The 12,368-nt window shown below is 65.3% G+C and carries 11 protein-coding genes; 5 read left to right on the forward strand and 6 right to left on the reverse strand.

Going from position 1 to position 12,368, the window contains the following annotated elements:
• Window positions 1-41 precede the first annotated feature (41 nt).
• Both leuS and AC4D2W_RS04290 read right to left on the reverse strand, forming a co-directional pair.
• Window positions 42-2,540, reverse strand: a complete 2,499-nt coding sequence (gene leuS, locus AC4D2W_RS04285; protein ID WP_490925654.1) for a leucine--tRNA ligase — start codon at window positions 2,538-2,540, stop codon at window positions 42-44.
• Between the two features lie 231 nt (window positions 2,541-2,771).
• Complete coding sequence (locus AC4D2W_RS04290; protein WP_490925655.1) at window positions 2,772-3,362, reverse strand: GNAT family N-acetyltransferase; 591 nt, start codon at window positions 3,360-3,362, stop codon at window positions 2,772-2,774.
• A 144-nt stretch (window positions 3,363-3,506) separates the two neighbouring features.
• Here AC4D2W_RS04290 and AC4D2W_RS04295 point away from each other — a divergent pair, with 144 nt between their 5' ends.
• Entirely contained in the window at window positions 3,507-4,556 is a 1,050-nt protein-coding gene (locus AC4D2W_RS04295) for a sigma-70 family RNA polymerase sigma factor (protein ID WP_490925656.1), read from the forward strand.
• 112 nt (window positions 4,557-4,668) lie between these two features.
• Here the strand turns inward: AC4D2W_RS04295 and glpK are convergent, their stop codons facing one another.
• Together glpK and AC4D2W_RS04305 are read right to left on the reverse strand one after the other, a co-directional pair.
• Window positions 4,669-6,189: a glycerol kinase GlpK gene (glpK, locus tag AC4D2W_RS04300; protein ID WP_490925657.1), complete on the reverse strand. Its 1,521-nt coding sequence runs from the start codon at window positions 6,187-6,189 to the stop codon at window positions 4,669-4,671.
• A 61-nt stretch (window positions 6,190-6,250) separates the two neighbouring features.
• A complete protein-coding gene (locus AC4D2W_RS04305; RefSeq protein ID WP_490926020.1) occupies window positions 6,251-6,988 on the reverse strand; it encodes an MIP/aquaporin family protein in 738 nt (245 codons plus the stop codon).
• A gap of 282 nt (window positions 6,989-7,270) precedes the next feature.
• Between AC4D2W_RS04305 and AC4D2W_RS04310 the strand changes: the two genes are divergently transcribed.
• Genes AC4D2W_RS04310 through AC4D2W_RS04320 form a run of 3 tightly spaced genes read left to right on the forward strand, consistent with a single transcriptional unit; the run spans window position 7,271 to window position 10,139 of the window.
• A complete protein-coding gene (locus AC4D2W_RS04310) occupies window positions 7,271-8,107 on the forward strand; it encodes an aldo/keto reductase (protein ID WP_490925658.1) in 837 nt (278 codons plus the stop codon).
• Window positions 8,107-9,057: an alpha/beta fold hydrolase gene (locus tag AC4D2W_RS04315; RefSeq protein ID WP_490925659.1), complete on the forward strand. Its 951-nt coding sequence runs from the start codon at window positions 8,107-8,109 to the stop codon at window positions 9,055-9,057. Before AC4D2W_RS04310 ends, AC4D2W_RS04315 begins: the two co-directional genes overlap by 1 nt.
• Window positions 9,058-9,059: 2 nt before the next feature.
• A complete protein-coding gene (locus AC4D2W_RS04320; protein ID WP_490926022.1) occupies window positions 9,060-10,139 on the forward strand; it encodes a glycosyltransferase family 4 protein in 1,080 nt (359 codons plus the stop codon).
• A 95-nt stretch (window positions 10,140-10,234) separates the two neighbouring features.
• On the opposite strand, the gene AC4D2W_RS04325 is transcribed toward AC4D2W_RS04320, so the two are convergent.
• Together AC4D2W_RS04325 and AC4D2W_RS04330 are read right to left on the reverse strand one after the other, a co-directional pair.
• On the reverse strand, window positions 10,235-11,254 hold the full coding sequence (locus tag AC4D2W_RS04325; RefSeq protein WP_490925660.1) for an NADP-dependent oxidoreductase: 1,020 nt from the start codon (window positions 11,252-11,254) through the stop codon (window positions 10,235-10,237).
• A 111-nt stretch (window positions 11,255-11,365) separates the two neighbouring features.
• Window positions 11,366-11,797: a MarR family winged helix-turn-helix transcriptional regulator gene (locus AC4D2W_RS04330; protein ID WP_490925661.1), complete on the reverse strand. Its 432-nt coding sequence runs from the start codon at window positions 11,795-11,797 to the stop codon at window positions 11,366-11,368.
• A 149-nt stretch (window positions 11,798-11,946) separates the two neighbouring features.
• On the opposite strand from AC4D2W_RS04330, the gene AC4D2W_RS04335 reads away from it, so the two are divergent.
• Window positions 11,947-12,354, forward strand: coding sequence for an Hsp20/alpha crystallin family protein (locus AC4D2W_RS04335; RefSeq protein WP_490925662.1), 408 nt, complete (start codon window positions 11,947-11,949; stop codon window positions 12,352-12,354).
• Window positions 12,355-12,368 lie beyond the last annotated feature (14 nt).

The following is a 12,368-nucleotide window of genomic DNA, read 5'->3' on the forward strand; positions in this document are numbered from 1 at the left end:
CCGCGCTGCAGCCGCGCCGTGCTTCCTGTTGAAGCGCCAGCTTACGCCGGAACGATGTTCACGAGCTTCGGCGCGCGCACGATCACGGTGCGGATTCCGCGCCCGTCCAGAACCTTCTGCACGGCGTCGGAGGCCAGCGCCAGTTCGCGCAGGTCATCCTCGCTGATGTCTGCGGACACCTCGAGGCGGTCGCGCACCTTGCCCTGCACCTGGACGACGGCGGTGACCGTGTCCTGGACCAGCAGCGTTTCATCCACGGCCGGCCAGCCGGCGTTGACCACGGAGGCCGGACGGCCCAGCAGTGCCCACAGGTCCTCGGCGGTGTACGGGGCGAACAGGCTCAGGATGATCGCCACGGTCTCGGCGGCTTCGCGGACCGCGGGGTCCGCTCCGCCGACGCCGGAGTCGATCGCCTTGCGGGTGGCGTTGACCAGTTCCATGGTCCGGGCCACCACCACGTTGAACTTGTTGTTCTCCAGCAGCTCGGTGGCGTCGGCAACCGTGCGGTGCGTCAGCGCGCGCAGCTTCTTGTCGCCCTTGGCGAAGTCGACGCCGGGTTCGCTGGTGACACCCTGGCCCAGGCGCCAGGCGCGGGCCAGGAACTTCGCGGAGCCCGACGGCGAAACGTCCGCCCAGTCGACGTCGTCCTCCGGCGGGGAAGCGAAGATCATGGTGAGGCGCACGGCGTCGACGCCGTACTTGTCCAGCTGCTGGCCCAGGTCCACGCCGTTGCCCAGGGACTTGGACATGGCCTTGCCGCCGTTCAGGACCTGGCCCTGGTTCAGCAGCGAGCTGAAGGGCTCGCTGGCTTCCAGCAGGCCCATGTCATGGACCACCTTGGTGAAGAAGCGCGCGTAGAGCAGGTGCAGGATGGCGTGTTCGACGCCGCCCACGTACTGGCCCACGGGCATCCAGTTCTTCGCAGCCTCCGGATCAAACGGTCCGTCGGTGTAGTGCGGGGAAACGAAGCGCATGAAGTACCAGGACGAGTCCACGAAGGTGTCCATGGTGTCCGTGTCGCGGCGGGCCGGGCCGTCGCAGGTGGGGCAGGAAACGTTGACCCAGTCCTCGGCGGAAGCCAGCGGGGAGGTGCCCTTCGGCGCCAGCGCCTCGCCCTTCAGCCCGGTGGGCAGGGTGACGGGCAGCTGGTCGTCCGGGACCGGAACCTCGCCGCAGTTCTCGCAGTGGATGATCGGGATGGGCGTGCCCCAGAAGCGCTGGCGGGAGAGCAGCCAGTCGCGCAGGCGGAAGTTCACGAACTTCTCGCCCGTGCCCTGTTCCTCGAGCATCTCGATGGCAGCGGGAATGGCCTCGGACTTGGGCAGCCCGTCCAGCTTGCCGGAGTTGATCAGGGTACCTTCACCGGTGGTGGCGATGCCGGTCTCTGCCGGATCCTCTTCCCCGGTGTCCAGGACGGCTTTGACCGGCAGGTCAAAGGTCTTGGCGAAGTCCAGGTCGCGCTGGTCATGCGCGGGCACGGCCATGATGGCGCCGGTGCCGTAGTCGGCCAGCACATAGTCGGCGGCCCAGACGGGCAGCTTTTCACCGTTGAGCGGGTTCACGGCGTAGCGGCCGGTGAAGACACCGGTCTTGGTGCGCTCGGTGGACTGGCGCTCAATGTCCGAGAGGGCCTTGACCTGCTCGCGGTAATCCTGCAGGGCGTCCATGTTTTCGTCGGTGGTCAGCTCGACCGCCAGCGGAGCATCGGCGGCCACCACGAAGAACGTGGCTCCGGCCAGGGTGTCCGGGCGGGTGGTGAAGACGGTGACCTGCTCGGCCGGCTTGTCGCCGTCGGCCTCGATGGTGAACCGGACGTGCGCGCCTTCGGAGCGGCCGATCCAGTTCTTCTGCATGGCCAGCACACGCTCGGGCCAGTGGCCCTTGAGCTGCTCCATGTCATCGAGCAGGCGGTCCGCGTAATCAGTGATCTTGAAGTACCACTGGTTCAGTGACTTCTTGGTGACCTGGGTGCCGCAGCGCTCACAGGCTCCGTTGACAACCTGCTCGTTGGCCAGCACGGTCTGGTCCTTCGGGCACCAGTTGACCGGGGAGTTCTTGCGGTAAGCCAGGCCCCGCTCGTAGAAACGCTTGAACAGCCACTGCGTCCAGCGGTAGTACTCCGGGTCCGAGGTCTGGATCCGGCGCGACCAGTCAACGCTGATGGCGTAGCGCTTGAACGACGCAGCCTGCGTGTCAATGTTGCGGTAGGTCCAGTCGCTGGGGTGCGCGTTGTTCTTGATGGCCGCGTTTTCAGCGGGCAGGCCAAAGGAGTCCCAGCCGATCGGGTGCAGCACGTCGTAGCCGAGCTGGCGCCAGTACCGGGCGACGACGTCGCCCATGGCAAACGCTTCGGCGTGGCCCATGTGCAGGTCACCGGAGGGGTACGGGAACATGTCCAGCACGTAGCGGCGTTCCTTGGAACCGTCGTCGGCGGGCTGAAACACACCGAGCTCGTCCCAGACCGCCGGCCACTTCTGCTCGATGTCCGCAAAACTGTATACGGCCTCTTCAGACTCATCCGTCTGTGACTGCGTACTCACTGTTGTCGCCTCTGTCCTCAAAGAAATCCTGTTGATCCGCGGTCGCCGGTCCGTGCCGGTCCCGCCGCTTAAAACTCAAGTTTCGCCACGCTCTCCCCCAGACACACAAAAGCCCCTCGGCAGGCAAGGGGCTGGGCCGCGCACGGACGGTGCGCGGCTACCTAAGGAGGAGGGAAACGTTCATCTTTCCACTTTACAACAGCCGCCCCTTTGCGGCAGCCGCGCCACAGCCTATGACGAAGCGATCGCATACAGCAGCGAATCTTCCCACCGGCCCCGGATGAGTTTGTGCGCGGGCAGCCGGGCTTCCAGCACCATTCCGGTCTTCTCCAGCACCCGGGACGAAGCGGCGTTGGCCGGCCGGCAGGTGGCGGTGATCCGGTTCAGTCCCAGCGTGCCGAAGCCAAAGCCGACGACGGCGGCCGCGGCCTCCGTGGCATAGCCTCGGCCCCAGTGGTCGGCGGCCAGGACGTACCCGACTTCCCCCGTGGACCCTGCGGTGCCGGATCCGGTACCGGTACCGGCCCCGTTCAGTGTCAGCCCCACGGAGCCGAACGGCTCGCCGGATCCTTCGCCGCCGGCTCCGTCACCGCGAAATCCTTCGCCGCCGTCGGGCGCTGTCAGCGCAAAGGTGAAGGCCCGCCGGGGAGTCTGCTGCTCCTCGGCGAGGCAGGAAGCCAGGAAGTCGCGGCTGTCCTGCAGGGTATTGGGACCCCATTCGACGTATTCGGTCAGCCGCCGGTCGGAGGCGAAGCGGTGCACGGCAGCCACATCCGCTTCCCGGTAAGGGCGCAGGAGGAGGCGGGGCGTGTGCAGTTCCATCCGGCGATTCTGCCATGCCTTCACAGAGATTCCGTCCGCTCCGTATCTTTTTGGCCACCCAGTGCGTCTACCGGTTAAGAACATGGCGCAGTGCCATGCTTTGCATCAGGCACCGCCTCGGCGGGGAGAGAGGGGATACCGGCAATGACACTCGGAACGGGAACGGCCATGGAAGCCGGAACGGCGGAAGAGAGCGCAGCTTTCGCGGAAAACAGGAGGGATCTGCGGCAGGCACGCCGCGATTTCCTGGTAGCGCTGGAGCCGGTGCGGGCCTCCGTGTACGCGTACTGCCGCAGCCTGACTCCCACGGTGTGGGATGCCGAGGACCTGCTGCAGGAAACTCTGACCAAGGCCCTGGCGGAGGCGTCACAGCGGCACGAACCGATTCGAAATACGCAGGCCTGGCTGGTGCGGATTGCCACGAACACCTGGATAGACTCCCTGCGCCGCAGCAGCAGGGCCGCGCTGGAGTGGACCGGCTCCGGCGCAGACCTTCCGGACGATACGGCCGCGGACCCGCTGGTGAGCCTGGAGGTGGAAGCTGCGCTGCGGCATCTGCTGCAGCTGCTGCCGCCGCGTGAACGTGCGTGCGTGGTCCTCAAGGACGTCTTTGCCTATCCGCTGGCTGAGGTGGCCGGGATGCTGGACACGAGCACCGGGGCGGTGAAGTCGGCCCTGCACCGCGGCCGGGCAACTTTGCAGGCAGCCCGCACCGGGGCCGGCTTGGCTGCAATTTCCGCGGATTCCTGGACCGGAACCGGCACCGCTCAGCCGGCCGAACATGCGCTGCTGCTGCGCCGGCTGACCGAAGCCTTCAATGCTTACGACATCGACGCCATGGTGGAGCTGTTCCTGTCCGGCGGACGCACCGAGGTGGTGGGCAACGTCAGCGAGACCGGACACGAGGAGATCCGCTCCGGGTCCATGAGCCACAACTTCGGTCCGGACGCCGGGGAGCTGTTCCGGGCGAGCATCCATCACTTCGACGGCGAGGACGTCATCCTGATGTGGGAGCGTCCGAAAAACGCACCGCACGAGCCCGAAGTGGTGGGCGACGTCCTGCGCCTCCGCGGCGCGTACGGGGCACCGCTCATTGCCGAGCTGAAGTGGTACTACTTCTGCCCCGAGGTGGTGGCGGAGGTGGCCGGCGGACTGGGCCTGCCGTTCAAGACCAGCGGTGTGAGCTACTTCTAGCCAAAGACGAAGGGCCCCGGCGGTTACCCGCCGGGGCCCTTCGCGAGAAAGCCCTGTGTCCTTACACCGTCCGAAGACCTGGTGCCGGTTCACAGACGCTCACGTGCCTGGGTTAGAGCACGTCCTCGTCAACCCAGTCAAAGGTCCGCGTTACGGCCTTGGACCACAGACGCATCTGGCGCTGGCGTTCGCTGTCTTCCATCTTCGGAGCCCAGCGCTTGTCTTCAGCCCACTTGGTCTCCAGCTCATCGGTGTTGTTCCAGAAGCCCACTGCCAGGCCGGCTGCGTAAGCAGCGCCCAGAGCCGTGGTCTCCACAATCTTGGGGCGGACTACGTCCACGCCCAGGATGTCTGCCTGGAACTGCATGAGTGCCTCGTTGGCAACCATGCCGCCGTCCACGCGCAGCTCGGTGAGCGGAACGCCCGAGTCGGCGTTGACGGCGTCGAGCACCTCGCGGGTCTGGAAGGCCGTGGCCTCCAGAGCAGCGCGGGCAATGTGGTTCTTGTTTACAAAGCGGGTCAGGCCCACAATGGCGCCGCGTGCGTCGGAGCGCCAGTGCGGAGCGAACAGACCGGAGAAGGCCGGCACAATGTAGACGCCGCCGTTGTCGGTGACCTCATTGGCCAGGGCCTCAATCTCCGGTGCGCTCTGGATCATGCCCAGGTTGTCCCGCAGCCACTGAACCAGTGATCCCGTGACGGCGATGGAGCCTTCCAGTGCGTAAACCGGCTTGGCGTCGCCCAGCTGGTACGCCACCGTGGTGATCAGGCCGTTCTCGGAACGGACAATTTCTTCACCGGTGTTGAAGATCAGGAAGCAGCCGGTGCCGTAGGTGTTCTTGGCGCTGCCCTGTCCGAAGGCTGCCTGGCCGAAGGTAGCGGCCTGCTGGTCGCCCAGGATGCCGGCAACCGGGGTTTCACGCAGCAGCTGTGAGGTGTGGACCGTGCCGTAGACCTCGGAAGAGGACTTGATCTCGGGCATCATGGACAGCGGCACGCCGAAGTCCTTGAGGATGTCCTCGTCCCAGGTGAGCGTCTCCAGGTTCATGAACAGCGTGCGGGAGGCGTTGGTGACGTCGGTGATGTGCACGCCGCCGTCGGTGCCGCCGGTGAGGTTCCAAACGATCCAGGAATCGGTGTTGCCGAAGATCAGGTCGCCGGCTTCGGCGCGCTCCCGCGCTCCTTCAACGTTGTCCAGGATCCACTTGATTTTGGTGCCGGAGAAGTAGGTGGCCAGCGGCAGGCCGACGCGGTCCTTGTAACGCTCCAGGCCGCCGTCGGCTGCCAGTTCGTTCACGGTGGGCTGCGTACGGGTGTCCTGCCAGACAATGGCGTTGTAGACGGGCTCACCGGTGGTCTTGTCCCAGACCACTGCGGTTTCGCGCTGGTTGGTGATACCGACGGCGGCAATGTCGTGCCGGGTCAGGTTCGCCTTGGACAGCGCGGTGCCCACAACTTCGCGGACGTTCGTCCAGATTTCCTGAGGATCGTGCTCCACCCAGCCTGCACGGGGGAAGATCTGCTCGTGTTCTTTCTGGCCGGTCGAGACAATGTTGCCGTCATGGTCAAAAACGATCGCACGGCTGCTGGTGGTGCCCTGGTCGATGGCAATGATGTACGTGGGGTCAGTCATGGTTCGCTCCTTTTACTGCTGAATGGACGAGGGGGTGGAGTCAGTTAACCGGTATGCGGTCTTAGACAACGGGCATCGGAATGCCGTTGAAGACAATGCCGGCCAGTGAACCGCCGATGATCGGTCCGACAATCGGCACCCAGGCATAGGCCCAGTCGCTCTTGCCCTTGTTGGGGATGGGCAGCAGGGCGTGCACGATGCGCGGGCCGAGGTCACGCGCAGGGTTGATGGCGTAGCCGGTGGGGCCGCCGAGGGAGGCGCCAATGGCAACCACCAGGAGGCCCACGGCCAGCGGGCCGAGCTCGTTGGGGGTCCCGCCGAAGGCCAGAATGACGAAGACCAGCACAAATGTGCCGATGATCTCAGTCACGACGTTCCATCCGTAGGAGCGGATGGCCGGGCCCGTGGAGAACACCCCGAGGATGTTCTCGGCGTCGGGCTCGTCATCGAACTGCTTCTTGTAGGCCAGCCAGGTCACCACGGCACCCAGCATTGCACCGAGCAGCTGAGCGCTCAGGTACACGAGCACTGAGGCAAAGCTTGTCTCCACACCGGGAGCCAGTTCCGAACCGTTGAACAGCAGCCCGAAGGTCACCGCCGGGTTGAGGTGTGCGCCGGACTGAACAGCCACGAACACACCTGCGAACACGCCCAGGCCCCAGCCAAAGTTGACCATGAGGGTCCCGCCCCCGCTGCCCTTCGTCTTGCGCAGGGCAACATTCGCCACCACGCCGCAGCCCAGCAAAATCAGTATTGCTGTTCCCGCAAACTCACTGAGGAATACCTCACCGAGAGTCACCATTGACTTCTCCATCCTTCTCATCTGATGTACCAGCAGATTTTTCGCTGGTTTTGGTTAACTCTGCCACGACTCCATCCCCAGTCAGCCACGGGAAGCTGAAGTACCGCTGTCCCGCTTGAGCAGTGTTGCCGTCGTGCACCATGCAATCAAGATTCTCCACCAAAACGCCACAGCCCACGGAAAGTACAGGTACTTTTCCGTGCCGGGCGGCCCCCTCATCCAGTGCCGCGGTCAGAAACGATTCCAACGGCGGGCGCCATCCTCGGTAGAGTCTTCTGCATGGAACCGGCACCCAAACTTACACTCAATAACGGCGTTTACATGGATCAGATGGGTTTTGGCACCTACAAGGTTCCCGCCCCGGATGCAGCACGACTGGTCCTTGACGCCCTCAAAACGGGCTACCGCCACGTTGATACCGCAGCGTTGTACGGCAATGAGGAGGGTGTTGGGGAGGGTCTGCGGACATTCACGGAAGAGACCAATACCGTCCGCGATGAGATCTTTCTCACGTCAAAGGTGTGGAATACGGACCAGGGTTACGACTCCACCCTGCGTGCCTTTGACGCCTCCATGTCCCGTCTCGGCCTGGACGTTCTGGACCTGTACCTGATCCACTGGCCCTGTCCCGAGCGGGGTCTGTTCGTCGAGACCTACCGGGCCATGGAGGAGCTGTACCGTGCCGGCCGGATCCGGGCGATCGGCGTGTCCAACTTCCAGCCGGACCACCTGCGCACCTTGATGAATGCTGCCGATGTGGTTCCGGCAGTCAACCAGGTGGAGCTGCATCCCTGGCTCCAGCAGCGCGAACTGATCGCACTGCACGAGGAACTGGGGATCCGCACGGTGGCGTGGAGTCCGCTGGGCCGCGGCGCGGTCCTCGCCGATCCGGTCATCACGTCCCTTGCCGCCGATCTGGGGGTCTCCCCCGCACAGGTCATCCTCCGCTGGCACATGGAGCAGGGCATCACCGCGATTCCCAAGGCCAGCTCCCCGGAGCGGATGGCAGAGAATCTTGACGTCTTTTCCTTTGAGCTAAGCCCCGCACAGCGCAATGCCGTTGCCGGCCTGGACCGGAACCAGCGCTCCGGCTCGCATCCCGACACGGTCAACTAGTGCGCACCGCCTTTCGGGGAAGCACGACGGCGGAGGTTACCTTCTCCCGCCGGGCCGTGGTCCGGACCTTTGCCGTGGACGGCACGCTGCAGCGCTGCTGGGATTTTCCCGCGGTACCCGGTGCCGGGGACGGCACGGCATCCAGCGGGCCCGAGGCTGAGGCGCCGCCGATCTTCATGGTCCACGGCTTCCGCGGCGACCACCACGGCCTGCTGCGCATCGTGGAGGCCCTCCCCGAGCACCGGGTTCTGGTTCCGGACCTGCCCGGCTTCGGCTCCGCCCAGCCCCTTCCGGGAACGCACGACGTCGGCGCTTACGCCGGCTTTGCGGCGGCGGCCCTCGCAGGCGGACTTCCGGACCTGGGCCCGGACACGGTGCTGCTGGGACATTCCTTCGGTTCCATCATTGCGTCCCGGGTGGCGGCCGAACATCCGGAACTCATCAGCGAGCTCATCCTGGTGAACCCCATCTGTGAACCTGCACTGGAGGGTCCTAAAGGCATCACCAGCAAGGCCGCGGAGCTGTACTACCTGGCCGCTGCCCGGCTGCCCGAGCCGCTGGGCATGGCCCTGCTGCAGCATCCGGCCATCGTCCGCGGCATGAGCATTTTCATGGCCAAGACCCGGGACCGTTCACTGCGGCGCTGGATCCACGGACAGCATGACGCGTATTTCAGCGCCTTCGCCAACCGGAACGTGGTGCTGGATGCCTTCCGGGCGTCGATTTCCTCCACGGTGCGGGACAGTGCCGGCGCGCTCGGCATGCCGGTGCTCCTGATTGCCGCCGAACGCGATGATCTGGGGTCCGTTGCCGGACAGCACCGGCTGGCTGCGCTGATGCCGGACGCGGAACTGCACGTGCTGCCGGGGGTCGGCCATCTGGTCCACTATGAGGCGCCGGCCGAGGCGGCGGAACTCATCTCCGATTTCCTGCGCCGGAGGCAGTCATGACCCTGCGCATAGCCATGGACGCGCGGTTCACGCGAACGGATCACCACGACGGGATCAGCCGGTACGGTGCCTCCCTGATCGAGGCCGTGTCCCGCCACGCGTCCGTGCTGATGCTGATCTCCGATGAACGTCAGCTGGCGCTGCTGCCGGACCTGCCCTGGGTGAAGATCAACAGTCCGCTCTCCCCCGCGGAACTCCTGGTGGCTCTGCGCGTAAACCGGCTTGGCGCCGACGTCGTCGTTTCCCCCATGCAGACCATGGGCAGCTGGGGACGGAAGTATCCGCTGATCCTGACCCTGCACGACCTGATTTATTACTCGAACCCGACGCCGCCGGGCTTCCTCCCGCTCCCGGTGCGGGGTCTGTGGCGGCTTTACCATCTGGCGTACTGGCCGCAGCGGCTGCTGCTGAACCGGGCCGACGTCGTCGCCACCATCAGTGACACCACCCGGTCGCTGATGGCCCGGCACCGGCTCACCAGGCGCCCGGTGCGCATTGTCGGCAATGCTCCGCAGCCGGGAACACCTGTCCGCGAGACCGGAGCTTCGCCTCAGAAGTCGCTGCTCTACATGGGCTCGTTCATGCCGTACAAGAACGTGGAAACCGTGGTGCGCGGCATGGAGCACCTGCCCGGTTACACGCTGCACCTGCTCAGCCGGATTTCGCCGGCGAGGCGCAGCGAACTGCAGGCGCTGGTGCCCGACGGCGCCCGCGTAGTGTTTTCCAACGGCGTCACCGACGCCGAGTACGGCGATTTGCTGCGGACGGCCACCGCCCTCGTGACCCTGTCCCGGGCCGAGGGGTACGGGCTGCCGATGATTGAGGCCATGGCAGCCGGCACCCCGGTGGTGGCCAGCGACATTCCGATTTTCCGGGAGGTCTCCGGCGGTGCCGCACTGCTGGTGGATCCGGACAGCCCGGAAGCCTTTGCAGACGCCGTCCGCACCCTGGATGATCCGCAGCGCTGGCACAGCGTCTCCGAGGCCGGGCTGAAGCGGGCCGCCGAGTATTCCTGGGAGACCTCCGCCGCGGAACTCCTTGCCGCCGCCGGTGAGGCCGTCCGCCTGTTCCGGAAGCGCTGACCGGCAATTCCAGCACAAAGCGGTCCCGGGCTTGGAGCCCGGGACCGCTTTGGAGGCAGGAGTCAGTGCGGAAGCACCGCCTCAGAAGGCCGGAATCAGGCCTTCAGGGTCACAATCATCTTGCCCTTGTTGGCGCCCTTCATCAGGTCAATGAAGGCCTGCGGGGCATTTTCCAGTCCGTCCACGAAGGTCTCGTCGTAGCTGACGGCGCCGTCGCGCAGCCAGCCGGACATCAGGGACGCAAACTCGTCAGCGTACTGGTTGTAGCTGCCCACGATGAAGCCGCGCAGAGTCAGCTCCTTGCCGATGGCCAGGGCCAGGTTGCGCGGGCCCGTGGGAGCGTCGGTGGTGTTGTACTGCGAGATGGCACCGCACATGGCGATCCGGCCGCCCTTGTTCATCACCGCGATGGCAGCTTCGAGGTGCTCGCCGCCCACGTTGTCGAAGTAGACGTCAATGCCGTCCTCGCCGGCAGCCTTCTTCAGCTGCTCCTTCACGGGGCCGTCGTGGTAGTTGAAGGCCTCATCAAAGCCGAGCTCCAGCAGGTGCTGGACCTTCTCGGCGGAGCCGGCGCTGCCGATGACCTTCTTGGCACCCATGGCCTTGGCGATCTGCCCGACGAGGGAACCCACGGCTCCGGCGGCACCGGAAACGAAAACAACGTCGCCTTCCTTGAACTCCGCGACCTTGGTCAGGCCGGCGTAGGCCGTCATACCGGTCATTCCCAGCACCCCGAGGTAGGTGGTGGCCGGTGCAATCTCGGTGTCAATGACGCGGGCGCGGGCGCCGTCCAGGACGGCGTATTCACGCCAGCCAAGGCCGTGCAGGACCTTGTCTCCGGGCTTGTGACCCTCGGAACGGGACTCAACAACTTCACCGATGGCGCCACCGTCGAGCGGGGCGTCAATCTGGAAGGGCGGAACGTAGGACTTGACGTCATTCATGCGGCCGCGCATGTACGGATCCACTGACATGTACAGGTTGCGGACCAGGACCTGGCCCTCCTGGAGTTCCGGCACCGGCACCTCGGCCAGGCGGAAGTTCTCATCCGTCGGCCAGCCTTCCGGACGGGAAGCGAGCTGGATCTGGCGGCTGGTCTGGGGGGAATTCGTCATGGACGATACCTTCCTTGATGCGGGCTTGGGGGCCCGTTGGGGACAAAAAATGGGGAAATCTGGCGGGGAAATCAGCTGAACGGAAATCGGTGGACGGGCGTCCGGCAAAGGCTAGCCTGCGGCAGTGCGCAGGGCGCGGGTAACTTTGACCAGCGTCTCCTGCAGTGCCCGCAGTTCCTCCGGTGCCAGTCCGGCTGCTTCGGCAACGTGCTGGGACAGCGGCAGGGCTTTTTCCCGCAGGCTGTGCCCGTCCTCGGTGAGGTGGACTTCCACACGGCGCTCATCCGCTGCGGAGCGGATGCGGCGCAGCAGGCCTGCGGCTTCGAGGCGCTTGAGCAGGGGCGAGAGCGTTCCGGAATCCAGTTCCAGGGCGCGGCCCAGGTCCCGGACGCTTCTGCCGTCCTCTTCCCACAGAACCATCAGCACGAGGTACTGCGGGTAGGTCAGGCCCAGCTCTTCCAGCAGCGGCCGGTACACCGCGGTGGCGGCGCGGGAAGCCGAGTACAGCGAAAAGCAGACCTGGCGGTGGAGGACGTCGTTCATAGTCCGAGCCTAGCCCACAATTTAGTTGTGCACAACCGAATCGGCAGTAGCCTGGGCTTTCCCTCGATTTTTCCGTGCATCAAACGCCGTCTTAAACTGCAGATGAACAACTTCCACCCGGACACCACGCAGGAAGGAGTTTGATACGCATGGCCTTCGGGTTCGGCCAACAGCCGGGACCGGAGGGTTCCGGACACCACCGCCCCGAATTCCCCTCCGCCGCTGCTTCGAACAGCGCCGTCCCCGTTGATCTGTACCGCCACGGGGACCATTACATCCTGAATGCCGATCTGCCCGGCGCGGACCCGGGCTCAGTGGAAATCACCCTGGCCGGCCAGCTCCTGACCATCCGTGCCCACCGCACCCTTCGGGATTGTTCGGGTCCCGGCTGGAGGGTTCATGAGCGCGGATGCGGCACCGTTGAGCGGCAGGTCCTTCTGGGCACGGGGATCAACACTGACTGCATCAATGTGCAGTACAACTGCGGGATACTCAGCCTGCTCCTTCCGGTAAAGCCGGACCACCGGACACGGAAAATCGGCGTGCGCGTGCGCTGAGCGCTGCTCGGTCC

Source organism: Arthrobacter sp. TJ-58 (assembly GCF_058269295.1).